This window comes from Polaromonas aquatica, assembly GCF_050626995.1.
GTDB classification, from domain to species: Bacteria; Pseudomonadota; Gammaproteobacteria; order Burkholderiales; family Burkholderiaceae_C; genus Polaromonas; species Polaromonas aquatica_A.
In genome coordinates this window covers 677,714-701,893 of the sequence record NZ_CP192467.1, presented here as the reverse complement: position 1 = coordinate 701,893, position 24,180 = coordinate 677,714, and the positions used below count along the sequence as shown (strand labels likewise).

Here is a 24,180-nt window from a genome sequence, read left to right as displayed (position 1 = left end):
GGCTTCAGCCGGCTACGGTGTGGCTCAGCCATGGCTTGGTCGCCAGGCGCTCGGCTTCAAAGGCCTTGATCTTGTCGCTCTGGCGCAAGGTAAGGCCGATGTCGTCCAGGCCGTTGAGCAGGCAGTACTTGCGAAAAGCCTGCACGTCGAACGGGAGCTCTTCGCCTTGGGGCTTCACGATCACCTGGCGCTCCAGGTCAACCGTGAGCTGGTAGCCGGGGAAGGCCAGGGCTTCGTCGAACAGCTGGGACACCTGTGCCTCGGGCAACACGATCGGCAACAGGCCGTTCTTGAAGCTGTTGTTGAAAAAGATGTCGGCGTAGCTGGGCGCGATGATGGCGCGAAAGCCGTATTGGTCCAGTGCCCAGGGCGCATGTTCACGCGAGGAGCCGCAACCGAAGTTCTTGCGCGCCAGCAAGATGGAAGCGCCCGCATAACGGGGCTGGTTCAGCACGAAGTCGGGGTTGGGCCTGCGTGTGGCCGGGTCCTGGCCGGGAAAGCCCGCGTCCAGGTAGCGCCATTCGTCAAACAGGTTCGGGCCAAAGCCCGTCTTGCGGATGGACTTGAGAAACTGCTTGGGAATGATGGCGTCGGTGTCGACGTTCTCGCGGTCCATCGGGGCCACGAGGCCCTTGTGTACGGTGAATTTCTGCATTATTTTTTCTTCGCAGCGTCTTCGATTTTCTCGCCGACTTTTTGCACGTCTTGCCCGACACCCCGGAAGGTGTTGCACCCGGCCAGCAAGAAGGCCACGGACGCCAGCGACAGTGCAAACAGGGTGGTGATTTTTTTCATGGTGATGACTCCTGAGGGCTCGGGTTAGACAAACTTGCGGATATCGACAAAGTGACCATGCACGGCCGCCGCTGCCGCCATGGCGGGGCTGACCAGGTGGGTGCGACCACCGGCGCCTTGCCGGCCTTCGAAGTTGCGGTTGCTGGTGGAGGCGCAGCGCTCGCCCGGCTCCAGCCGGTCGGCATTCATGGCCAGGCACATCGAGCAGCCGGGTTCGCGCCACTCAAAACCCGCTGCGACAAAAATCTTGTCCAGGCCTTCGCGCTCGGCTTGTTCCTTGACCAGGCCCGAGCCCGGCACGACCAGCGCGAGCTTCACGTTCTTCGCAACTTTCTGGCCGATTCGTTTGATCACGGCTGCGGCCTCGCGCATGTCTTCAATGCGGCTGTTGGTGCAGGAGCCGATGAACACCTTGTCGACATACAGGTCGTTCAGCGCTTTGCCGGGCTCCAGGCCCATGTATTTCAGCGCGCGCTCGATGGCATCGCGCTTGTTCGCGTCTTTTTCCTTGTCGGGGTCGGGTACGCGGTCGTCAATCGACAACACCATCTCGGGTGAGGTTCCCCAGGTGACCTGCGGCAGGATCTCGCTGGCGTCGAGTTCGACCACGGCGTCGAACTTCGCGTCGGCATCCGAGTGCAGCGTGTTCCAGTACTTGACGGCCATGTCCCATTCGACGCCGGTGGGCGAGAGCAATCTGCCCTTGACGTAGTCGATGGTCTTTTGGTCCACCGACACCAGGCCTGCGCGGGCGCCGGCTTCAATCGCCATATTGCAGACCGTCATGCGGCCTTCCATGCTGAGCGCCCGAATTGCCGAGCCGGCAAATTCAATGGTGTAGCCGGTGCCGCCGGCCGTGCCGATCTTGCCGATGATGGCCAGCACAATGTCCTTGCCGGTGAGGCCAGGGGCCAGCTTGCCCTCGACCTTCACCAGCATGTTTTTGGCTTTTTTGGCCAGCAGGGTTTGTGTGGCCATCACGTGCTCGACCTCGCTGGTGCCGATGCCGTGCGCCAGTGCGCCGAAAGCGCCGTGGGTAGAGGTGTGCGAGTCACCGCAGACGACTGTCATGCCGGGCAGGGTAGCGCCGTTTTCGGGGCCGATCACGTGCACGATGCCCTGGCGCTTGGAGAGAAAAGGAAAAAACGCGGCCGCGCCGAATTCCTTGATGTTGCTGTCCAGCGTGGTGATCTGTTCCTTGCTGACCTGGTCGGTGATGCCGTCGTAGCCCAGCTCCCAGCCGGTAGTGGGCGTGTTGTGGTCCGCCGTCGCCACGATGGAGCTGATGCGCCAGACCTTGCGGCCGGCCTCGCGCAGGCCTTCAAACGCCTGCGGGCTGGTGACTTCATGCACCAGGTGCCGGTCGATGTAGAGGATGGCCGTGCCGTCTTCTTCGGTGTGAACGACGTGTTCGTCCCAGATCTTGTCGTAGAGGGTGCGTCCCATGGTTTCTTTCGTGGTCTCTTGTTGTCTGTCGTTTGGGGTGATTTTAGGCGGCTGCGTGGGCAGGGGCCGGGCTGCTCCTGCCGGGGCGGGCTAGTGTGGCTTCTGGTGTCGCAGGTTGTGCCAGGTGATCCACCAGCAGCCGCGCCGTCAGGGGCAGCGTGGAAAAGTCGCGCGCCACCAGCTGGATCTGGCGCTCGGCCCAGGCGTCGAGCAGGGGAATGGACTCGAGTTCGCCCACGCCGTGCATCAGCTCAAAGGCGCGTTGGGGCATCACGCCCACACCCAGGCCGTTGTGGATCATGCGGCACATGGCGTCCAGGCCTGTCACGTGGATGCGCAGTTTGATAGTGCGGCCCAGCCGGGCGGCCGCCTCGCGCATCGCCAGGTAAATCGAGCTGTTGGAGTGCAGGCCGACCTGGTCGTAGTCCAGGGCTGCTTCAAATTTGATAGCGCCTTGCGCACACAACGCGTGGCCTCTGGGCACAATCAACACCAATTTGTCGTTACGGTAGGGCAGCACTTGCAAGTCGCCCGCACCATCGGCGGTGTTGCAGACTCCCAGGTCGGCAGCGCCTTCCTGTACGGCACGGACGACTTCGGTGCTGAGATGCTCTTCCAGGTCAATCTTGATGCCGGAATGCTCCCGGGTGAAAGCGCCCAGGTCTTCCGGCAAAAACTGCACGATGGCCGAAATGCTGGCGTGCACGCGCACATGGCCGCGCACGCCGTCGGCGTACTCGCTGAGTTCGCTCTGCATCTTCTCAAGGCTGAACAGCACCGAGCGGGCGTGGTGCAGCAGGCTTTCCCCGGCAGGTGTCAGGTCGACCCCGCGGGTGTGGCGGTACAGCAGCGGTGTGTCGAGCGTGACTTCGAGGTCGCTGAGGCGCTTGCTCACGGCAGAGGCGGCGATGAACTCGCGCTCGGCCGCCTTGCCGATGCTGCCCAGCTCACACACGGCCACAAAGAGCTGGAGCGAGGTCAGGTCAATGCGGCGGGCAAAGTTGCGTTCGGAGCTTTTCATTAGAAGATTTGGTGCAAGGGCATCGTGTTCTACGATGATGGTTGGCTATTTTGCTACTAGAATTTCTCTATTGTCATCGCAATGCGCGATGCCCTGCTTGCCGGTAGGCGTTTTCACCCTGGATCGCCGATTTTTGAGCGTTTTAAGGCTCCAGCCCATTGAAAATGAGCGCGAGCAGCTATCAAAAGAATAGCAAGAAGGGCGCTCCTGCAACTCCTGGGTTGCGCGACAAAGCCGGGGCGTGAAAAAGCCCGCCGATGCTGCCACGGGCGGGCTTTGTGTCAACGCAAGGTCACTTAGCGCTTGGCCAGCGGCAAGACCTGACGGGTCGCGGAGCCGGTGAACAACTGGCGTGGGCGGCCGATCTTGTATTCGGGGTCGCCGATCATCTCGTTGAGCTGGGCGATCCAGCCGACAGTGCGGGCCAGCGCAAAAATCGCCGTGAACAGCGGCACAGGAATGCCGATGGCGCGCTGCACGATGCCGGAGTAGAAGTCGACGTTGGGGTAGAGCTTGCGTGACACGAAGTATTCGTCTTCGAGGGCAATCTTTTCCAGGGCCATGGCCAGCTTGAACAGCGGGTCGTTTTCCAGGCCCATTTCCTTGAGCACTTCCTTGCAGGTTTCCTGCATGAGCTTGGCGCGCGGGTCGTAGTTCTTGTAGACGCGGTGGCCAAAACCCATGAGTTTGACGCCGGAGTTCTTGTCCTTGACCTGCTTGATGAAGTCGCCGATTTTTTCGATGCCGCCAGCTTTCTGGATGTCGCCCAGCATGTTGAGTGCCGCTTCGTTGGCGCCGCCGTGGGCAGGGCCCCAGAGGCAGGCCACACCGGCAGCAATGGCCGCAAACGGGTTGGTGCCGGACGAGCCGCACAGGCGCACCGTGGAAGTCGAAGCGTTTTGCTCGTGGTCTGCGTGCAGGATGAAGATGCGGTCCAGCGCGCGTTCGAGTACGGGGTTCACTTTGTACTCTTCGCACGGCGTGGCAAACATCATGTGCAGGAAGTTGCCGGCGTAGCTCAGGTTGTTCTTGGGGTACATGTAGGGCTGGCCCACGGTGTACTTGTAAGCCATGGCGACCAGTGTCGGCATCTTGGCGATCAGGCGGATCGCAGAAATGTCGCGGTGCTCGGGATTGGTGATGTCGGTGCTGTCATGGTAGAAGGCTGACAGGGCCCCGACCAGGCCGGTCATGATGGCCATCGGATGCGCATCACGGCGGAAACCGCGCAGGAAAAACTGCATCTGCTCGTTGACCATGGTGTGGTTGGTCACGCGGCTGACGAAATCCTTTTTCTGCTCGACATTCGGCAGTTCGCCGTACAGCAGCAGGTTGCAGGTTTCCATGTAGTCGCAGTTGGTGGCCAGCTGCTCGATGGGATACCCGCGGTACAGCAACTCACCCTTGTCACCATCGATGTAAGTGATGGCAGACTGGCACGCCGCCGTCGACAGGAAACCGGGGTCATACGTGAACATGCCGGTCTGGGCGTAGAGCTTGCGGATGTCAACGACGTCCGGACCAACATTGCCCTGGTACACCGGCAGTTCGATGCTGGGGCTGCCGTTGCTGAAGGACAGGGTGGCTTTGTTGTCAGCTAGCTTCATTTCTTGCTTCTTTCTTTCGTATCAGTGTCAATGGGTGACGGTCGCGTAACCGGGGGCCGGCGCTGCGGGCTGCAGCAACTTTAAAACTTCATGGGCTTCAGAAGTAGAGGCGCTTGCCTTGGCCGCTTCATCGGGGAGCTGGCCGGCATTTTTTCGTTTTAACAGCAGGTCCAGCAAATCGTTGTCGGACAAATCCATTAAATCACTCAACCCTTTAGCCTGCCTGACGGTCAATGTGGCCTCATGGCCCTGGAAGAAGCGCTCGATCAGCAGGTCGTTCTCAAGCAAGCCGCGCCGGCAACGCCACTTAAGCTTGCTCAGGGCACGCTCGTCTAGCAGGGCTTCGGCGGTTTCCATGTTGATTAGACCGTAGAGGTTTCGCCGCCGGGCCGCCCCAAGGCGAAACGCGCCCCCTCGGGGGGCAGCGCAGTACGCAAAGCGACAAGCGTGGGGGCCATATTCTTTTAGACGGTTCGGAGAACCATCATTTCCTTGATCTTGCCGATGGCCTTCGTCGGGTTCAGACCCTTGGGACAGACATCAACGCAATTCATGATGGTGTGGCAGCGGAACAGGCGGTACGGGTCTTCGAGGTTGTCCAGACGTTCACCGGTGGCTTCGTCGCGGCTGTCGGCGATGAAGCGGTAGGCCTGCAGCAGGCCAGCTGGGCCGACGAACTTGTCGGGATTCCACCAGAAGCTGGGGCAGGACGTTGAGCAGCTGGCGCACAGGATGCATTCGTAGAGGCCGTTGAGCTCATCGCGCTCTTCAGGACTCTGCAGGCGTTCTTTTTCGGGCGGTACGTTGTCGTTGATCAGGTAGGGCTTGATCGAGTTGTACTGCTTGAAGAACTGCGTCATGTCGACGATCAGGTCGCGCACCACTGGCAGACCCGGCAGCGGTTTCAAGATGATGACCTCGGGCAGCGTGAGCATGTTGGTCAGGCACGCCAGGCCGTTCTTGCCGTTGATGTTCATCGCGTCCGAGCCGCAGACGCCTTCGCGGCACGAGCGGCGAAAGCTGATGGTCGGGTCCTGTGCCTTCAACTTCATCAGCGCGTCCAGCAGCATGCGTTCGTGGCCGTCGAGTTCTACCTCAATGGTCTGCATATAGGGCTTGGCATCGGTGTCCGGGTCGTAGCGGTAGATCTTGAAGGTACGTTTGGTCATGGGGTTCTCGCTTCTTGTAGGGTCGCAGGGCCGTCTGTCTTGTTCGTCGTCGTGTGCTTGGGGGTCTTAGAACGTACGTGTCTTCAGCGGCACGGAATCGACGGTCAGGGGCTTCATCTGCACCGGCTTGTAAGCCAGGCGGCTGCCTTCGCTGTACCACAGCGTGTGCTTGTGCCAGTCGGTGTCGTTGCGGCCGTTCGGGTGTTCGGGCGTGTCGCCGTAGTCGTCGACCGAGTGTGCGCCGCGGCTTTCCTTGCGGGCAGCTGCCGACACGATGGTGGCTTGCGCAGCTTCAATCAGGTTCTCCACTTCGAGCGCTTCAATGCGCGCGGTATTGAAGATTTTCGATTTGTCCTTGAGGCCGATGCTGTTGACGCGATCGCGCAAGGCGGCGATTTTGGTCACGCCTTCATCCATGATGGCCTGCGTGCGGAACACGCCGGCGTGCTGTTGCATGGCGGCTCGCAGGTCATTGGCCACGTCTTGCGCATACTCGCCGTCGGTTGTGTTGTCCAGGCGGGCGATGCGGGCCAGGGTCTTGTCGGCGGCATCAAGCGGCAAAGGCTTGTGCGTAGTGGTTTTGGCGAACTCGACGATGTGGTTGCCTGCAGCCTTGCCAAACACCAGCAGGTCCAGCAGGGAGTTGGTGCCCAGGCGGTTGGCGCCGTGCACGCTGACGCAGGAGCATTCGCCCACCGCGTAGAGCCCGTTGACGACCTGGCTCTGGTTGCTGGCGTCCTGCGTGACGACCTGGCCATGGATGTTGGTCGGGATGCCGCCCATCTGGTAGTGGATGGTGGGAACGACGGGAATAGGTTCCTTGGTGATGTCGACGTTGGCGAAGTTATGGCCGATCTCGAACACCGAGGGCAGGCGCTTCATGATGGCGTCCACGCCCAGATGGGTCATGTCCAGCAGGATGTAGTCCTTGTTGGGGCCGCAGCCGCGGCCTTCCTTGATTTCCTGGTCCATGGAACGCGACACGAAGTCGCGCGGCGCTAGGTCTTTCAGCGTCGGTGCATAACGCTCCATGAAACGCTCGCCGTTGCTGTTGCGCAGGATGGCGCCTTCGCCGCGGCAGCCTTCCGTCAGCAGCACGCCCGCGCCGGCTACGCCGGTCGGGTGGAACTGCCAGAACTCCATGTCTTCGAGCGGGATGCCGGCACGCGCCGCCATGCCCAGGCCGTCGCCGGTGTTGATGAAGGCATTGGTCGAAGCGGCAAAAATGCGGCCTGCGCCGCCGGTGGCCAGCAGCGTGGTCTTGGCTTCAAAGATGTGGACGTCGCCGGTTTCCATCTCGAGGGCGGTCACGCCCACGACGTCGCCGGCCGAATCACGAATCAGATCCAGCGCCATCCATTCCACGAAGAAGCTGGTTTTTTCCTTGACGTTCTGCTGGTACAGCGTGTGCAGCATGGCATGGCCGGTGCGGTCGGCTGCGGCGCAGGCACGTTGCACGGGCTTTTCGCCGTAGTTGGCGGTGTGGCCGCCGAAGGGGCGCTGGTAGATCGTACCGTCGGGATTGCGGTCAAACGGCATGCCCATGTGTTCGAGGTCATACACCACCTTTGGGGCTTCGCGGCACATGTATTCGATCGCGTCCTGGTCACCGAGCCAGTCGGAACCCTTGACGGTGTCGTAGAAGTGGTAGTGCCAGTTGTCCTCGCTCATGTTGCCGAGCGAGGCGCCGATGCCGCCCTGGGCCGCAACCGTGTGTGAGCGGGTGGGGAACACTTTGGAGAGAACGGCCACGTTGAGGCCGGCGCGCGCCAGCTGCAGCGATGCGCGCATGCCGGAGCCGCCGGCACCGACGATGACGACGTCAAATTTGCGCTTGGGGAGGTTGGATGTTGCGGTCATGATTTTGTGTGGGGTGTCGGTCTTCTTGTCGGGTCTGCGGGTCAATGGTGCAAGAGGCGATTCAGACGCGCCACAAGACCTGAATACCCCAGCCGGCGCAGGCTACCAGCCAGACGATGGTGAAAACATTCAGGACCAGCTTGAGGGATGCCGGCTTGATGTAGTCCATCCAGATGTCACGCATGCCGACCCACACGTGCAACAGTAGGGCGACGATGACCACAAACGTCAGCGTCTTCATCCATTGGGAGGAGAAAATGCCAGCCCATTTGTCATACCCGATGGGGCCTTTGCTGAAGATGACCTGGGCTAACACCAGCACGGTGAAGAGGGCCATCAGGGCGGCCGTGATGCGCTGCGCGAGCCAATCGCGCAAACCGTAGTGGGCACCGACAACGATGCGCTTGGAGCCGTAGTTAACTGCCATTTTTGTGCTCCTTCAGATCAGTAAAAGCCGAACAGCTTGGCGCCGAGGGCGAGCGTCAGGATGACGCTTGTGGCCAGCGTGAAAAGGGCGGACGATTTGCCGAACTCCTTGCTGACGGCGGCATGGCTGACGTCCATCCACAGATGGCGCAGGCCGGCAATGAAGTGGTGCAGGTAAGCCCAGATCAGGGCCAGGGCCACGAGCTTCCAGATAAAGCCTGGCAGGCCCAGCATGCCGATGTTGAAGGCTGCCTTGAATTTTTCAAAAGAGATTTCGGAAGAAATCGAGGTGTCAAACATCCAGATGATGAAGGGCATCAGCAAAAACATGATGAAGCCGCTGATGCGATGGAGGATGGAGACCCAGCCGGCAGGTGGCAAACGATAGGTGGGGAGGTCGGTGAGTGCGTTGATGTTGCGGAACTCGGGCCGCTTGGGACGCTGTTTGGATGCCAGCTCTGTCATTTTTAGGCTTTCGTGGGATGTAACTGGGTGGTAACCGGGGAAGCAATTACAGCTGAGACTCAAATTCTATTGCAACGCAGCAAATAAGCTTACAAACGTTTGCAGCTTCCTGATGAATCCCGTCAACTAAGGTCGTTTTTATAGTGGTGGGTGTCTGTGCGGTAGAGGCCCCGGCGCAGTTCCATGGGCAGGTCGTTGTAGGTATAGGCTGTGCGTTCCACGCTCAACAGTGGCTCACCTACCGGCACATCGAGCAGACCGGCCGAGGCAGTGTCGGCCGCGACCGCGCGGATTTTTTCTTCAGCGCGCACCATGTGCACGGCGAATTCGGTTTCAAAGAGCGCATACATCGGGCCGCGATAGCCGGCCAGGCGCTCGGCGGTCAGGCCTTTGAAGGGGCCGCCAGGCAACCACACGTCTTCAAGAATGGTCGGCGTGCCTTGAAAGGCCAATACGCGGCGAAGCTGCAACACGGCATCGCCGGTGCGCAGCGAGAGCGCGCGGGCGATGTCGGCTGGCGCGCGCAGGCGCTTGCAGTCGATGATCTGCCGTTCGGCGGGGCCTTCACTGGTGGTGTCGCCGCTGTCGGGGATCAGCCTCAAGAAACGGTATTGAACATGCTGCTCGGCATGCGTGGCCACAAATGTGCCTTTGCCCTGCCTGCGTATCACGAGGTTTTCGGCCGCCAGTTCGTCGATTGCCTTGCGCACCGTACCCTGACTGACGCGAAAACGCACGGCTAGATCCATCTCGCTGGGAATCGATTCACCAGGCCTCCACTCGCCCGCCTGCAGACTTTGCAGAATCAGGACCTTGATCTGTTGGTACAGCGGACTGAATGCCGGTGCCAAACCCGAACCGGCCGATGCATCGTGGGCGGGCGCGACGGTGTCAGTCAATGATGAGGGATTGATCGCCATGGGGCAGCAGGTTAAAAAGGTGCCGCAGCATCTACGCGGCCTTCCGGAAAACAAGCCCGGATAAAGTCTGAATCATATCTTATATAAGACATAAGACAAATTGACGCACATCACTTTTCAAGCGTAAAATCTTGGGCTGAGCCGGTGCCTGACCTGCCGTTTTGCGGTGATTTTGAGGGTGAAACCCGTCCTGACTTCTCCCAATGTCCCAGGCTCGCACCAGACAATCTCACATCACACCCTCATTCAACCGAATTTCAACTTCCTGGAGTCCTCCATCATGAGCAAAAAACCCGTCCGCGTTGCAGTTACCGGTGCAGCAGGCCAAATCGGTTACGCGCTGCTGTTTCGCATTGCTTCCGGCGAAATGCTCGGCAAGGACCAACCTGTCATCCTTCAACTGCTCGAAGTGCCGGTTGAAGGTCCGCAAAAAGCGCTCAAGGGCGTGATGATGGAACTCGACGACTGCGCCTTTCCGCTGCTGGTCGGCATGGAAGCCCACAGTGACCCGATGACCGCCTTTAAGGATGCCGACTACGCGCTGCTGGTCGGTTCACGTCCCCGCGGCCCCGGCATGGAACGCGCCGAGCTGCTCGCCGTCAACGGCGCCATCTTCACGGCGCAGGGCAAGGCGCTCAACGCTGTGGCCAGCCGCAACGTCAAGGTGCTGGTGGTCGGCAACCCCGCCAATACCAACGCCTACATCGCCATGAAGAGCGCGCCTGACCTGCCACGCAAGAACTTCACCGCCATGCTGCGCCTGGACCACAACCGTGCTGCCAGCCAGCTTGCTGCCAAAACCGGCAAGGCCGTGGCCGACATCGAAAAACTCACCGTCTGGGGCAACCACTCGCCCACGATGTACGCCGACTACCGCTTTGCCACCATCAAGGGCGAAAGCGTTGCCAAGATGATCAACGACCAGGAATGGAACGCCAACGTATTCCTGCCTACCGTTGGCAAGCGCGGTGCCGCCATCATTGAAGCGCGCGGTTCATCTTCTGCCGCATCCGCCGCCAATGCCGCCATTGACCACATGCGCGATTGGGCCCTGGGCACCAACGGCAAGTGGGTCACCATGGGCATCCCTTCGGATGGCCAGTACGGCATTCCGAAGGACATCATGTTCGGTTTCCCCGTGACCTGCGAAGGCGGCGAGTACAAACTGGTCGAAGGCCTGGAGATCGACGCTTTCAGCCAGGAACGCATCACCAAGACCCTGGACGAACTCAAGGGTGAGCAGGATGGCGTCAAGCACCTCCTGTAATCAGGTATGAGGCCGTCCCGCACTTTGACCGCATACCACCGCTGCCCCTCATGAGCGACTGGAACTCCGCACTCTGCAGCCGCTATGAGGGCACGTGTACGTGCCCGGCACGAGGGCAGCAGGTGCGTCTTCCACGGGTGCAGCCAGCATGAGCGCAGCAGCTGGCCTCTCCGCTGCTCATCCCGCGCAAGTTTTGCTCGGCGCACAGGCTGGCGCTGCGACGCTTCCCGTATGCGATCACTACAGCGGTGTCGAAGCCCGCATGCGTAAAAGCCTGCAGTTGCAGGCCGAGATGATCGAGGAGTTCGGCGCCTGTGTGTTTGATGTGACACTGGACTGCGAAGACGGCGCGCCCGTGGGCGGTGAAGCCGATCATGCTGCCATGGTGGTGGCTCTGGCGGCTCTGGCCAGCGACAAGGCCCGCGTCGCGGTGCGCATCCATGCCGTCGATCACCCCGCCTTTGATGCCGACATGGCTGTCATTGCCGGGAAATTGTCCCGCCACCTCTCGCACATCATGGTCCCCAAGGTGGAATCGGTTGCCGATGTGGTCAGGGCCGAGCAGGCTCTGCTTGCAGCATCAGCCGGCGGCCTGCCGCTGCACGTGCTGATCGAGTCTCCCCTCGCGGTGCGCAACGCTTTCGAGATTGCGGCGCATCCGCGCGTGCAGTCTATGAGCTTTGGCCTGATGGATTTTGTTTCGGCGCATGGCGGGGCGATCCCTGCCGACGGCATGAGCAGCCGTGGCCAGTTCACGCATCCGCTGGTGCTGCGCGCCAAGCTTGAAATCGCCTCGGCTTGCCACGCCCACGGCAAAGTGCCCTCTCATTGTGTTGTCACGGAATTCAATGACACTGAAACCATGACCACCGCCGCACGCCATGCCGCCCGTGAACTGGGTTACACCCGCATGTGGAGCATCCACCCCAACCAGATCCGGCCTATCCTGGCGGCTTTTGCGCCGACCGGGGATGAGATTGAAAGTGCTACAAAAATAATAGCGGCTGCCGCCCATTCTGACTGGGCTCCCATCAGTTTTGAAGGCAAGCTGCACGACCGCGCGAGTTACCGCTACTTCTGGCAGGTTCTGGAGCGCGCGCACCAGACCGGCCGCGTTTTACCGTACGAGGCGCAGGCGTATTTTTCTGCCCCGACTCACTGACTCCTCCGATTGACAGTTGACCCTTCCAAAGGATCCCCATGAAATATCTCGTTCTCTCTGCCCTGGCCTTGGCCACCCCCACCTTGCTGCTCGCCCAGACCGCAGCCCCCAAAGCGGCCGTACCTAAAGCTGCCGCGGCTGACCAGCCGGCCCAAGCCGCCAAGCGCGCACCGATCAGGCGCTCTGCCGCCAAGGTGGTGGAAGAAAGGACGCCCATTGACGATGACCCGTCTGTCACCTTGACCCCTGAAGACCTGGAACTCGCCAAGCGGGTTTATATCGGCACGATTCCCTGCGAGCTCGGGGCCTCCGTGACCATCACGCCGAACGAGAAACGCCCGGGCTTCTTCCTGGTGCAGACGGGCAAGACACGTTTTCGCATGCACCCAGTCGGAAGCCGCACCGGCGCCATCCGCCTGGAAGACGGCCGTGCAGGCGCCATGTGGCTCCAGTTGGGTAACAAGTCGATGCTGATGAGCCAGAAATTAGGCCAACGCCTGGCTGACGAGTGCATGAGCCCGGCACAGGTGACTTTTGCCGATGACATGAAGAAGAACCCCCCGGCCAGCATTCTGGATGCCCTGCCTGCCGCCAAAGCTGCACAAGCTCAGGCTGGCACAGGTTCTGCTCAGCCAGAAACAGCACCGGCCAAAGCCCCCTAAACAGTCCAGACACACCGCGACCGCACGCGCATTGACCGTGCATTTTTTGAGTACAGGAGAAGAAAACCATGATGCCCGAGTTCATACAAACCTACCGCAACCATGTGGCCGAGCGCGCCGCGCTGGGGATTCCCCCGCTGCCACTCTCGGCCAGGCAGACCGGTGAGGTCATCGAGCTGCTGAAGAATCCGCCCAAAGGCGAGGAAGCCTTCCTGGTCGAACTCATCACCCATCGTGTTCCGGCTGGCGTTGATGACGCGGCCAAGGTCAAGGCCAGTTACCTGGCGGCTGTGGCACACGGCACCGAAAAATGCGGACTGATCTCGCGCGAAAAAGCCACGCAACTGCTGGGCACCATGCTGGGCGGCTACAACATCAGTCCGATGATTGAGCTGCTTGATGACGCAGAAGACAGCGTTGCCACGCAAGCCGCCAGCGGCCTGAAGAACACGCTGCTGATGTTCGACCAGTTCCACGATGTCCAGGAAAAAGCCGACAAGGGCAACAAATATGCCAAGGCCGTGCTGCAAAGCTGGGCTGACGCTGAGTGGTTCACAAGCCGCCCGGAAGTACCCGAGTCGATCAAGCTCACCATTTTCAAGGTGGCCGGCGAGATCAATACGGACGACCTGTCGCCCGCACCGGACGCATGGAGCCGCCCCGACATTCCACTGCACGCGCTGGCCATGCACAAGAATGCCCGCCCCGGCATCACGCCTGAAGAAGACGGAAAACGCGGGCCGGTGAAATTCATCGAGGAACTCAAGGCCAAGGGCAACCTCGTGGCCTATGTGGGCGACGTGGTGGGTACCGGTTCCTCGCGCAAATCCGCCACCAACTCGGTGCTGTGGTTCACCGGTCAGGACATCCCTTTTGTGCCGAACAAACGTTTCGGCGGGGTTTGTCTCGGTTCCAAGATCGCCCCGATTTTTTACAACACCATGGAAGACTCCGGCGCACTGCCGATCGAGCTCGACGTGAGCCAGATGGCCATGGGCGACGTGATTGAGCTGCGCCCTTACGAAGGCAAGGCGCTGAAGGACGGCAAGGTCATCGCCGAGTTCAAGCTGAAAAGCGACGTGTTGTTTGATGAAGTGCGCGCCGGTGGCCGTATTCCGCTGATCGTCGGCCGTGGCCTCACGGCCAAGGCGCGTTTTGCGCTGGGCCTGCCGCTATCTACCCAGTTCCGCCTGCCGGTCAGCCCTGAAGACAACGGCCGCGGCTTCACGCTGGCACAAAAGATGGTCGGCCGCGCTGTCGGTCTGCCTGAAGGCCAGGGCGTACGTCCCGGCACCTACTGTGAGCCGAAGATGACGTCCGTGGGCTCCCAGGACACCACCGGCCCCATGACACGCGACGAACTGAAAGACCTGGCCTGCCTGGGCTTTTCGGCCGACCTGGTGATGCAGTCTTTCTGCCACACGGCCGCCTATCCCAAGCCGGTGGACGTCAAGATGCACCACGAGTTGCCCGAGTTCATGAGCGACCGCGGCGGCATCCCGCTGCGCCCCGGCGACGGCATCATCCACAGCTGGCTGAACCGCATGCTGTTACCCGATACCGTCGGAACCGGCGGCGACAGCCACACGCGTTTCCCCATCGGCATCAGCTTCCCAGCCGGCTCCGGCCTGGTGGCTTTCGGCGCCGCCACCGGCGTGATGCCGCTGGACATGCCCGAGTCCGTGCTGGTGCGCTTTAAAGGTGAAATGCAGCCTGGCATTACGTTGCGCGACCTGGTCAACGCGATTCCGCTGTACGCCATCAAGGCTGGTTTGCTGACGGTTGCGAAACAAGGCAAGAAGAACATCTTCTCGGGCCGCATCCTGGAAATCGAAGGCTTGCCTGACCTCAAAGTGGAACAGGCGTTCGAGCTCTCCGATGCTTCCGCCGAGCGTTCCGCCGGCGGCTGCACGGTGCACCTGAACAAGGAACCCATCATCGAGTACATCAACAGCAACATCACGATGCTGAAGTGGATGATCGCGACGGGTTACTCGGACGTGCGCACCATCAAGCGCCGTATCCAGGCGATGGAGGCCTGGCTGGCCGATCCGCAACTGCTCAAGGGCGATGCGGATGCCGAATACGCCGCCGTCATCGAGATCGACCTGGCCGACATCCACGAGCCCATCGTGGCTTGCCCGAACGACCCTGACGATGTGAAGACCCTGAGCGAAGTCGCCGGCAGCAAGATCGACGAAGTCTTCATCGGCAGCTGCATGACCAACATCGGCCACTTCCGTGCGGCCTCCAAGCTGCTCGAAAACAAGCGCGACATCCCTGTCAAGCTGTGGATGGCGCCGCCCACCAAGATGGACGCCAAGCAACTCACGGAAGAAGGCCACTACGGCGTGCTCGGCTCAGCCGGCGCCCGCATGGAAATGCCGGGTTGCAGCCTGTGCATGGGTAACCAGGCGCAGGTGAAAGAGGGCGCGACGGTGTTCTCCACCTCCACGCGCAACTTCCCAAACCGCCTGGGCAAGAACTCCAACGTCTACCTTGGCTCCGCCGAGCTGGCCGCGATCTGCTCCAAGCTGGGCCGCATCCCTACCAAGGCCGAGTACATGACCGACATGGGCGTGCTGACAGCTGCCAGCGGCACGGTCTATCAGTACCTCAACTTCGACAAGGTCAAGGACTACACCGACATGGCCGACACCGTGAAGGACAGCGTGCCGGCTTGAGCTGACACGCTGCCTGCGGCTTGACAGCCGCTGGGTGAAATGGAAGGATGAAGTGATGCTGAAACTGTCACTTCTTTCCTTCCTTTTTTTTGCCCTTTTTTCGCCAACGGGTGTGACAGCCCAGCAAGCGCGCACCAACGCTTTCAATGACCCCTTCGTTCAGGTCACTTCGGCTATTGCCAGCTGTCCGATTCCCGAAGGGCCGCTTTACACCGGGCAGGAAGTACGCGATGCAGCCCATGTCCGGGCGCAGCACGGCGGCAGCTGCTATCGGGCGGGGCGTTGCCGGTTGCCCAACTCGTATTTGTACGATGCCGAAATCATTCCGCGCGTTTCACAATACATCAAACTCGACGGGCGTTTCGACGACACCAGCGTGTGGGTCCAGGGCGAACGGCGGCTGGTTTTTCTCAAAGGCTGTGTGAAGACGCGTGAGCAATCAGAGGCGCTTGAAAAAGCCGTTTGGCTGGTCGATGACGTGATGGGCGTGGTGAACTATCTGCGCGTGGGTGATGAGCCCGTGCGTTACGTACCCGCGCAGCCGGACAAGAAATAGATCATCCGTTTAAATTTCAAACGAAAAGCCCTGCAAGAAAACGGCGGGGCTTTTGATTGAGAGAACGCTACAGACCCGAGGGAAGCGGATCCACGACCCGCAGCCGGGCGCAATACGCTCCTGAAAAGATAGCACTGCCGCATTTTTTCAGTACCGGATTTCACGGTCAACGCGGCCGCGATGCGGCCCATGATCAAGGCGGCGACAAGCTTTGTTACTTCTTTTCAGATGCCGTCGCTGTTCTTTTTCCAGGATATTGTGTACGCTGTACACAAGTTGCGGCATGTCCTCAGGCATAGCCTTCCAAGCCGCAACTGACTCTTCCAGTCCGGAATCGCCGCAGGTGGTCCCACCTGCTTTTTTCCTGGTTTTTTTGCCATACCCATGCAAGGAGATTTCTTTATGGCTCGTTATGTAGATGGATTCATCGTCGCCGTCCCCGCCAGCAAAGTGGAGGCCTACCGCAAGCTGTCCCGCAAGGCCGGCAAGATCTGGATGGAGTACGGCGCGCTCGAATACACCGAATGCGTCGCCGATGATGTGAAACCCGGCAAGCTCACCTCCTTTCCGCAAAGCGTCAAGCTCAAGAAGGATGAAGTGGTGGTGTTCTCATGGATCACCTACAAATCGCGCAAGCAGCGCGACAGCGTCAACAAAAAGGTCATGTCCGACCCTCGCCTTGAGGCCATGATGGATCCAAAGAATCTTCCCTTTGATGGCAAACGCATGATCTGGGGCGGCTTTAAAACGATTGTGGAACTCTGAAGCCCCCGTTGGCGCTAATTCCTGAAAGGAAACCATGCGAATCTACGTGACGAGCGTCTTTGTCGATGACCAGGCCAAGGCGTTGGACTTCTACACCCAAAAGCTCGGGTTCGAACTGAAGAATGATGTGCCCGTCGGCGCCTATCGCTGGCTGACTGTCGTGTCGAAAGAACAGCCGGGCGGGACTGAGCTCTTGCTTGAGCCCGGCGCCCACCCCGCCGTACCGCCTTACAAGAATGCGCTGGTCAAGGACGGGATCCCCGCAACCTCATTCCAGGTGGATGACGTGGACGCTGAATTCCAGAGGCTCAAGGGCATGGGGGTCAAATTCACCCGCGAGCCCATGGATGCGGGGCCTGTGCGGGTGGCCGTCCTTGACGACACCTGCGGCAACCTCATCCAGCTGATGCAGATGAAGGGCCAGCCGCAGTAAGCCTGCCCAGGCCGTTCTAGGCCTGCGCTGCCAGCGCCAGCAGCGCCTGGCGTGTGAAGTCATCGGCCGGAAAAAACGTCTCCATCGCGAGTTCCTGCAGCGTCACGTCCACCGGCGTGCCGAAGATGGTGGTGGTACTGATAAAGCTCAGCATGCCGGCCGGTGTCCTGAACAGGAACGGCATGACAACGCCCGGGTGTTCGCCTTCGAGGTGTTCGTTTTTCGTTTCCTCAGGCACGGGGTAGGCCTTGAGTTCTTCGAGCAAGGCGGCCAGCACCGCGTCAGCCGTGGCCGCGACCTGCTGGCGCAGGCGCTCGAATATATGCGCGCGCCACTGCAACAGGTTGGCGATGCGCGGCGCCAGCCCCAAGGGATGCAGGCTCAGGCGCAACACATTCACCTGCCCTTGAAGCAGCGAGGCATCGGCGCCTTCCATCAAATGCGGCACCATGCTGTTGGCGGCCACCAGGTTCCAATGCCGATCCACCGCGAGGGCGGGGTAGGGCTCATGGCTTTTGAGCAGCAGCTCCACGGCCTGCCGGGCCGAGGCCAGCGCCGGGTCGTCCAGCGGCCGCTCGCGGTACATGGGTGCATAGCCGGCCGCCACCAGCAATGCATTGCGCTCGCGCAGCGGAATGTCCAGTCGCTCCGACAGCCGCAGCACCATCTCGCGGCTGGGGACTGAACGGCCGGTTTCCACAAAACTCAGGTGGCGCGTCGAAATGTCGGCCTCATGGGCCAGGTCCAGCTGGCTCAGGCGCCGGTGCTGGCGCCAGTGGCGCAGGTGGTCGCCAAACGGTTGGGCCGCGCGCGGCGCGGGGCGGCTGGGGTGGTGAATGCTGGCGGTCATGGCGCCATCGTAAAGGGATTGAGGCAGGTTTCCATTACCTCCGAGGTTATCGACGGGCCGCTGCGGCGCAGGAATGATGACCTCATGCGCACCGATCCGGCGGCCCGGCGCGCTAGTTAAACATTTCGGCCGCTGCTTCAAGGAGTTTTGCCATGTCTTCGAGTTCCATCCTGTCTTCCCCCAACTTCCTGCGCAACGTGCTGCGTGTGGATGCGCTGTCATGCATTGCCTGCGGCGCGCTGCAAGTCGCTTTTCCGGCCGCGATGGCCCGCTTGCTCAACCTGCCTGAGGGCCTCATCGCCTACACCGGCGAGTTCCTGCTGGTCTATGCGGCAGTGGTGGCTTTTGTTTCAACGCGTAATCCTCTGCCGCGCGGCGTACTCTGGGCACTGGTGGCGGGCAACATCGGCTGGGCGCTGGCCTGCGTGCTGCTACTGGTCAGCGGCCGCGTGTCGCCATCCATGCTGGGCATGGCTTATGTGGTGATGCAAGCGCTGACTGTGGCGGTGCTGGCGGAGCTGCAGTACTTCGGCCTGCGCCGCGCGACACCTCAACCAGCCTGGTGAGAAGGCGCAAGACTGGGTAGAAGGACAGGGTATGCGGCGCCAGGCTCCCGCGGGGCCGCGGTGCCTGCCAGAATGGGGGCTGCCGTCAATAAAAAAGGAGTCCGCCATGGCCAAACCGCCTCCCCACGCTTTTTCGTCCACGCTCAAAAGCTTCAAGACCGCCTCCGGTAAAACCGGCAAGTTCTACTCCCTGCCCGAGCTCACCAGACAGTTCCCCAAAGTCGCCCGCCTGCCGGTGTCCATGCGCATCGTGCTCGAATCGGTGCTGCGCAACTGTGACGGCAAAAAAGTCACAGCCGAACATGTAGTCCAACTGGCCAACTGGTTGCCCCAGGCCGAGCGCAGCGAAGAAATCCCCTTTGTCGTCTCGCGTGTGGTGCTGCAAGACTTTACCGGCGTGCCGCTGCTGGCCGACCTGGCCGCCATGCGCAGCGTGGCGCTCAAGCTGGGCAAGAACCCCAAGGCCATCGAGCCGCTCGTGCCGGTCGATCTGGTGGTTGACCACTCCATCATGGTCGACTACTACGGCAAGAAGAATTCGCTGGACCTCAACATGAAGCTGGAATTCCAGCGCAACCGCGAGCGATATGAGTTCATGAAATGGGGCATGCAGGCCTTTGACACTTTCGGCGTGGTGCCGCCGGGCTTCGGCATCGTGCACCAGGTCAACCTTGAATACCTGTCGCGCGGCGTGCACAAGACCAAAGACAACGTGTACTACCCCGACTCGCTGGTGGGCACCGACAGCCACACCACCATGATCAACGGCATCGGTGTGGTGGCCTGGGGCTGCGGCGGCATCGAGGCCGAAGCCGCCATGCTGGGCCAGCCGGTCTACTTCCTTACACCCGACGTGGTCGGCTTTGAACTGACCGGCCGCCTGCGCGAAGGCGTCACCGCCACCGACCTGGTGCTGCGCGTGACAGAGCAACTGCGCAAGGAAAAGGTCGTCGGCAAGTTTGTCGAATTCTTCGGCGAGGGCACACGCACGCTGGCCCTGCCGGACCGGGCCACCATCGGCAACATGGCGCCTGAATACGGCGCCACCATGGGTTTCTTCCCGGTCGATGAAAAGACCATCGACTACTTCAAGGGCACGGGCCGCACAAAAGAAGAGATCGAAGCCTTCGAGGCTTACTTCAAGGCGCAAGGCCTGTTCGGCGTGGCGCAAGCCGGCCAGATCGACTATTCGCACGTGGTCAAGCTCGACCTGGGCGACGTGACACCCAGCCTGGCGGGCCCCAAGCGCCCGCAGGATCGCATCGAGCTCGGCAACGTCGCCGGCCAGTTCAAGTCGCTCTTCAGCAAGCCGATCGCCGAGAACGGCTTCAACCAGCCGCCGGCCATGCTCAACACACGCCACCTGGTGCGCCGCACTGACGAAGGGCGGCTGGACACGCTGCCCTCCGCACCACCCACCCCTGCGGGTGCCGCGCGCCCCGTGATGGAAATGGAAGGCAACCGGCCCACGCTGGCCCATGCGAAGGCCACCGGTGAGACGCACCTGGCCACTGCGGCCTCCAGCGCGACGGATACCGGTATCACGGTGGGCAACGGCGATGTGCTGATCGCCGCCATCACCAGCTGCACCAACACCTCCAACCCCAGCGTGCTGCTGGCCGCGGGCCTGCTGGCCAAGAAGGCGGTGGAAGCGGGCCTGAAGGTGCAGCCGCACATCAAGACCTCACTGGCGCCCGGCTCGCGCATCGTGACCGAGTACCTGACCGAGACAGGCCTCTTGCCTTACCTGGAAAAGCTCGGCTTCGCGCTGGCCGGCTACGGCTGCACGACCTGCATCGGCAACGCCGGCGACCTGACGCCGGAGCTCAACGAAGCCATCAGCAAGAGCGACCTGGTCTGCGCGGCGGTGCTGTCGGGCAACCGCAATTTCGAGGCGCGTATCCATCCCAACCTCAAGGCCAATTTCCTGGCCAGCCCGCCGCTGGTGGTGGCCTACGCGATCGCCGGCACGGTGATGCGCGACCTGATGACCGAGCCCGTCGGCAAAGGCAAGGGTGGCAAGGACGTGTACCTGGGCGACATCTGGCCGACCAGCGACGAGATCTACAAGCTCATGAAGTACGCCATGAACGGCAAGGCATTCCGTGCCAACTACGCAAAAGTCAAGACCGAGCCCGGCAAGCTCTGGGAAAACATCAAGGGCGTCAAGGGCACGTCGTATACCTGGCCCGCCAGCACCTATATCGCCGAACCGCCGTTCTTCAAGGGCTTCACCATGGAAGCGGGCGAGGCCAAAAGCGTATCAGTCAAGGGCGCGCGCATCATGGCGCTATTTGGCGACTCCATCACCACCGACCACATTTCACCAGCCGGCTCCATCAAGGCCAGCTCGCCTGCGGGCCTGTGGTTGCAGGAAAACGGTGTGCAGAAGGCTGACTTCAACAGCTACGGCGCGCGCCGCGGCAACCACGACGTGATGATGCGCGGCACGTTTGCCAATGTGCGCATCAAGAACCTGATGATTCCGCCCGACGCGGAAGGCTCACGTGAAGAGGGTGGCGTGACGCTGTTCCAGCCCGGCGGCGAGAAAATGTTCATCTACGACGCCGCGATGAAATACATGGACCAGGGCACGCCCACGGTGATTTTTGCCGGCGAGGAATACGGCACCGGTTCGTCGCGCGACTGGGCCGCCAAGGGAACACAGCTGCTGGGCATCAAGGCCGTGGTGGCACGCAGCTTTGAACGCATCCACCGCAGCAACCTGGTGGGTATGGGCGTGCTGCCCCTGCAGTTCAAGCCGGGCGAATCGTGGCAGACGCTCAAGCTGACGGGTACCGAGGTCATCGACGTGATCCCGCACCCCGAACTCAAGCCGCAAAGCGAAGCCAAACTCGTCATCACGCGCGCCGACGGTTCGCGCGAGGAAGTCACCGTGATCCTGCGCGTGGACACGCCCATCGAGGTCGACTATTACCGCAACGGCGGAATTTTGCCGTTTGTGCTTCGGCAGTTGCTCGCTTGATGTTCAGACAAGCCCTGATAGCCGGCGGCGGCATCGGCGGATTGGCGGCGGCGCTCGCGGCATCGCGTGCCGGCTGGGATGTCCGCCTGTTTGAACGTGCAAGCGCCTTCAGCGAGGTCGGCGCCGGTATCCAGCTCGGCCCCAATGTCGTCAAGGTGCTGCACAGCTGGGGGCTTGCTGACGCGCTGCAGGCTGTGGCTGCGTTTCCAGAACGTCTGCAGGTGCGCAGCGCTGTGTCTGGGCAGTTGCTCGGTGAGTTGCCTATGGGTGCCGCCATGGCCCAGCGTTACGGCGCGCCTTACCTTTCCATTCATCGCGCAGACCTTCACGGCCTGCTGCTGCATGCCGTGCGACAGCACGCCGACGTGAAGCTGCACCTGAGCCGGCCGCTGCAATCCTTCAGCCAGACCGCGCAAGCCGTTACCGTGCAGGCCGACGACGGCCCCGGCATTGAAGGCGATGCCCTCATAGGCGCAGACGGCATCTGGAGCACGGTGCGCCAGGAATTGCTGGGCGACGGTCTGCCGCGCCGCACCGGCCACCTGGCTTACCGTGCCTTGGTGCGGCAATCCAATCTACCTGAATTGCTCAGGAGCCGGCAGATCACCGTCTGGCTGGGGCCGCGCATGCACGTGGTGCGCTACCCCGTGCGCGGCGGTGAATTTCTCAATGTGGTGGCCATCGTGCATGGTGAGGTGGCGGCTGAAGCCGACCTCTGGGACCACAGCGCCAACGCCGCCGGCCTGGCTTCAGCGACAGTCGGCGGTTGCGCCGCCCTGCGCGAAGTGATGGACGCCATTGAAGGCTGGCGCCTGTGGGTGCTGCATGACCGCGCACCCATGCAGGGTGCCCACCAGCATGCCGTGGGCCGCGTAGCCCTGCTAGGCGACGCCGCCCATCCCATGCGCCCCTACCTGGCGCAAGGCGCCGGCATGGCGATTGAAGACGCCGCCGAACTGGGCCATGCCCTTGCCCAGGCGCTGGATCCGGCCCTGGATGTGCCCACCATGCTGCAGCGCTATGCCCTCAACCGCTGGCAGCGGAATGCGCGGGTTCAAGCCAGGGCGTTGCGCAATGGGCAAGTATTCCACGCTGACGGTCTGCTGCGCTGGGGCCGCGACGCTTCGCTCAAACTGCTGGGTGAGAAGCTGCTGGATATGCCTTGGCTGTATGGGGCAAGTCCGGCCTGCGTTGATGGGCGTTGAGCCCTTGTAACCCAGCAACTGTTTGCGTACGTCCTATGGCGACGTTCGCAGGTACGCCCACTACTTGTTCACGAGATCTTGTTTTTCTCGGACTTTGGAACTTGTATGTACTTCTTCATCCTGTCGAATTTTTCATCGTAGATGAGCACAGTGTCCCTCTGTTCGGGCCGGAGAATTCTCAAGCTGTTGTACCTGGTTTCCACTTTCTCTTCGGTGTTCATAAAGACCTTGTGGTCCCACCGCTCTTCCGGGTCTTTATAAACAGTTTCGATGATCACCTTGCCATGAAATACTTCATTAAATGCAATGTAGTACTCTGGATGAAGAGAGGGATCATTCTTTCTGAGAAACACCAGGAGGAGGTAGCTATCGTCCAGTTCTTCCCGCGTGTCCTTGAGCAGAATGGCGATTTCCTTTTTGTCTTGGCCGCTGAAATCGCCTTCTCTCAACAGGCTTGAATATTTGAGGTTTCCGGAATTCAGGAATCGGTAGCCCGTTCCAGCGTCGGATGAATAGAAATCGAGGAGCTTCTCTTTGACGCCATACGGCAATTCCTTGAGATAAAACGCATCGAAGTCGCTGCCGTATTTCCGCCCAAAGTCTTCTGCAGACACCAGGTAGTTGTCATTAAGCAGTGTGGGCAGCAGGGTGGGGTATTCAACAGCGCCTTTTATTGCCAGCTTTAAATAAGCTTTCCAGTTTTCCTGACCCACCCTCGGCTGATACTTTTCTAAGTCCTGAGGCGTATTCGTTTCAATCACCGAATACCCGTGTTGCTTTTCGCTTTTGCCGTCTTTGCAGGTCACGCAATAAATGGTTTCACCAAAGCTGAGGGCGTAGAGTTTTTCAGGAAGCTGGTCGTATTCTTTTTTATAGCTTGCATCCAGGAGTTTGCCTTTGGTGATATGACCTGTATCACCGGTAAAGATGGCGAGTGCCTTTGACTCGGCGACAGCCTTTGCCACCGTGTCTCCCGTCGTGTCCGCTAAAGCGGCATATCTCTCCGTTTCAGGGGTGAAGTCGTAAACGTAGTATTTGAAATATTCAAAATCGTTCCTGGCAAAGAAAAAAGCGAGCGCCAGCACAATCAATGCAAGCGCCGATAAAGTTCTTTTGGTCTTAGACAGAGTCGAAAATTTCATGGGCCGAATGGGTGATAGGTGTTTGAAACAACACACGAATAGTGACTGTTGATTGAAGGAAGTGATGCTGTTAGCGCAGGCGGCGGTCGACTGGAGAAGGGATATATCGCTGGTTATTTTGACCGCTGCTCTTTTCCAACAAAAAAAGGAGCCCTTTCGGAAGGCTCCAGTTCGACACTTCAACGCAGTGCGG

23 protein-coding genes are annotated in these 24,180 nt (G+C 60.7%); 10 read left to right on the top strand and 13 right to left on the bottom strand.

Annotated elements, in window-relative coordinates; translation table 11 throughout:
* Positions 1–4: 4 nt before the first annotated feature.
* The 11 genes from leuD to ACQ4MS_RS03435 form a co-directional block, all read right to left on the bottom strand.
* A complete protein-coding gene (gene leuD / locus ACQ4MS_RS03485; RefSeq protein ID WP_431097753.1) occupies positions 5–655 on the bottom strand; it encodes a 3-isopropylmalate dehydratase small subunit in 651 nt (216 codons plus the stop codon).
* Positions 655–795 (bottom strand): entericidin A/B family lipoprotein, encoded by a 141-nt coding sequence (locus ACQ4MS_RS03480; protein WP_431097752.1) that lies wholly within the window; start codon positions 793–795, stop codon positions 655–657. The genes leuD and ACQ4MS_RS03480 overlap by 1 nt, the downstream gene beginning before the upstream one ends.
* Before the next feature lie 24 nt (positions 796–819).
* Positions 820–2,241, bottom strand: a complete 1,422-nt coding sequence (gene leuC / locus ACQ4MS_RS03475) for a 3-isopropylmalate dehydratase large subunit (protein ID WP_431097751.1) — start codon at positions 2,239–2,241, stop codon at positions 820–822.
* A gap of 43 nt (positions 2,242–2,284) precedes the next feature.
* Positions 2,285–3,262 (bottom strand): LysR family transcriptional regulator, encoded by a 978-nt coding sequence (locus tag ACQ4MS_RS03470; protein WP_431097750.1) that lies wholly within the window; start codon positions 3,260–3,262, stop codon positions 2,285–2,287.
* Positions 3,263–3,558: 296 nt separating this feature from the next.
* A complete protein-coding gene (gene gltA, locus ACQ4MS_RS03465) occupies positions 3,559–4,869 on the bottom strand; it encodes a citrate synthase (RefSeq protein WP_431097748.1) in 1,311 nt (436 codons plus the stop codon).
* 27 nt (positions 4,870–4,896) lie between these two features.
* Entirely contained in the window at positions 4,897–5,226 is a 330-nt protein-coding gene (locus ACQ4MS_RS03460; RefSeq protein WP_431097747.1) for a succinate dehydrogenase assembly factor 2, read from the bottom strand.
* 107 nt (positions 5,227–5,333) lie between these two features.
* Positions 5,334–6,038 carry a succinate dehydrogenase iron-sulfur subunit gene (locus ACQ4MS_RS03455; protein ID WP_431097745.1) on the bottom strand — a complete coding sequence of 235 codons (705 nt, stop codon included), beginning with the start codon at positions 6,036–6,038 and terminating at the stop codon, positions 5,334–5,336.
* A 66-nt stretch (positions 6,039–6,104) separates the two neighbouring features.
* Positions 6,105–7,898 carry a succinate dehydrogenase flavoprotein subunit gene (gene sdhA, locus ACQ4MS_RS03450; RefSeq protein ID WP_431097744.1) on the bottom strand — a complete coding sequence of 598 codons (1,794 nt, stop codon included), beginning with the start codon at positions 7,896–7,898 and terminating at the stop codon, positions 6,105–6,107.
* 61 nt (positions 7,899–7,959) lie between these two features.
* On the bottom strand, positions 7,960–8,325 hold the full coding sequence (sdhD, locus tag ACQ4MS_RS03445; RefSeq protein ID WP_431097743.1) for a succinate dehydrogenase, hydrophobic membrane anchor protein: 366 nt from the start codon (positions 8,323–8,325) through the stop codon (positions 7,960–7,962).
* Positions 8,326–8,342: 17 nt separating this feature from the next.
* Positions 8,343–8,789 carry a succinate dehydrogenase, cytochrome b556 subunit gene (gene sdhC, locus ACQ4MS_RS03440; protein WP_431097741.1) on the bottom strand — a complete coding sequence of 149 codons (447 nt, stop codon included), beginning with the start codon at positions 8,787–8,789 and terminating at the stop codon, positions 8,343–8,345.
* A gap of 122 nt (positions 8,790–8,911) precedes the next feature.
* Entirely contained in the window at positions 8,912–9,709 is a 798-nt protein-coding gene (locus tag ACQ4MS_RS03435) for a GntR family transcriptional regulator (protein ID WP_431097740.1), read from the bottom strand.
* A gap of 280 nt (positions 9,710–9,989) precedes the next feature.
* Between ACQ4MS_RS03435 and ACQ4MS_RS03430 the strand changes: the two genes are divergently transcribed.
* The 7 genes from ACQ4MS_RS03430 to ACQ4MS_RS03400 all read left to right on the top strand — a co-directional run bounded on the left by ACQ4MS_RS03430 (position 9,990) and on the right by ACQ4MS_RS03400 (position 17,238).
* Positions 9,990–10,976: a malate dehydrogenase gene (locus tag ACQ4MS_RS03430; RefSeq protein WP_431097739.1), complete on the top strand. Its 987-nt coding sequence runs from the start codon at positions 9,990–9,992 to the stop codon at positions 10,974–10,976.
* A 148-nt stretch (positions 10,977–11,124) separates the two neighbouring features.
* Entirely contained in the window at positions 11,125–12,138 is a 1,014-nt protein-coding gene (locus ACQ4MS_RS03425; RefSeq protein ID WP_431097738.1) for an HpcH/HpaI aldolase/citrate lyase family protein, read from the top strand.
* A 38-nt stretch (positions 12,139–12,176) separates the two neighbouring features.
* Positions 12,177–12,800, top strand: coding sequence for a hypothetical protein (locus ACQ4MS_RS03420; RefSeq protein ID WP_431097737.1), 624 nt, complete (start codon positions 12,177–12,179; stop codon positions 12,798–12,800).
* 68 nt (positions 12,801–12,868) lie between these two features.
* On the top strand, positions 12,869–15,484 hold the full coding sequence (locus ACQ4MS_RS03415) for a bifunctional aconitate hydratase 2/2-methylisocitrate dehydratase (protein WP_431097736.1): 2,616 nt from the start codon (positions 12,869–12,871) through the stop codon (positions 15,482–15,484).
* A 55-nt stretch (positions 15,485–15,539) separates the two neighbouring features.
* Complete coding sequence (locus tag ACQ4MS_RS03410) at positions 15,540–16,040, top strand: BON domain-containing protein (RefSeq protein WP_431097734.1); 501 nt, start codon at positions 15,540–15,542, stop codon at positions 16,038–16,040.
* A 402-nt stretch (positions 16,041–16,442) separates the two neighbouring features.
* Complete coding sequence (locus ACQ4MS_RS03405) at positions 16,443–16,805, top strand: DUF1428 domain-containing protein (RefSeq protein ID WP_431097733.1); 363 nt, start codon at positions 16,443–16,445, stop codon at positions 16,803–16,805.
* Positions 16,806–16,839: 34 nt separating this feature from the next.
* The gene (locus ACQ4MS_RS03400; RefSeq protein WP_431097731.1) at positions 16,840–17,238 is read left to right on the top strand and encodes a VOC family protein; all 399 of its coding nucleotides are present in this window, start codon (positions 16,840–16,842) and stop codon (positions 17,236–17,238) included.
* Positions 17,239–17,254: 16 nt separating this feature from the next.
* Here the strand turns inward: ACQ4MS_RS03400 and ACQ4MS_RS03395 are convergent, their stop codons facing one another.
* Complete coding sequence (locus ACQ4MS_RS03395; RefSeq protein ID WP_431097730.1) at positions 17,255–18,088, bottom strand: helix-turn-helix domain-containing protein; 834 nt, start codon at positions 18,086–18,088, stop codon at positions 17,255–17,257.
* A gap of 152 nt (positions 18,089–18,240) precedes the next feature.
* Here ACQ4MS_RS03395 and ACQ4MS_RS03390 point away from each other — a divergent pair, with 152 nt between their 5' ends.
* The 3 genes from ACQ4MS_RS03390 to ACQ4MS_RS03380 all read left to right on the top strand — a co-directional run bounded on the left by ACQ4MS_RS03390 (position 18,241) and on the right by ACQ4MS_RS03380 (position 22,845).
* Positions 18,241–18,654 (top strand): hypothetical protein, encoded by a 414-nt coding sequence (locus ACQ4MS_RS03390; RefSeq protein ID WP_431097729.1) that lies wholly within the window; start codon positions 18,241–18,243, stop codon positions 18,652–18,654.
* 106 nt (positions 18,655–18,760) lie between these two features.
* Entirely contained in the window at positions 18,761–21,640 is a 2,880-nt protein-coding gene (locus ACQ4MS_RS03385) for an aconitate hydratase (protein ID WP_431097727.1), read from the top strand.
* Positions 21,640–22,845 carry an FAD-dependent monooxygenase gene (locus ACQ4MS_RS03380; protein ID WP_431097726.1) on the top strand — a complete coding sequence of 402 codons (1,206 nt, stop codon included), beginning with the start codon at positions 21,640–21,642 and terminating at the stop codon, positions 22,843–22,845. Before ACQ4MS_RS03385 ends, ACQ4MS_RS03380 begins: the two co-directional genes overlap by 1 nt.
* 68 nt (positions 22,846–22,913) lie before the next feature.
* On the opposite strand, the gene ACQ4MS_RS03375 is transcribed toward ACQ4MS_RS03380, so the two are convergent.
* Complete coding sequence (locus ACQ4MS_RS03375) at positions 22,914–23,987, bottom strand: hypothetical protein (protein ID WP_431097725.1); 1,074 nt, start codon at positions 23,985–23,987, stop codon at positions 22,914–22,916.
* Positions 23,988–24,180: the final 193 nt, after the last annotated feature.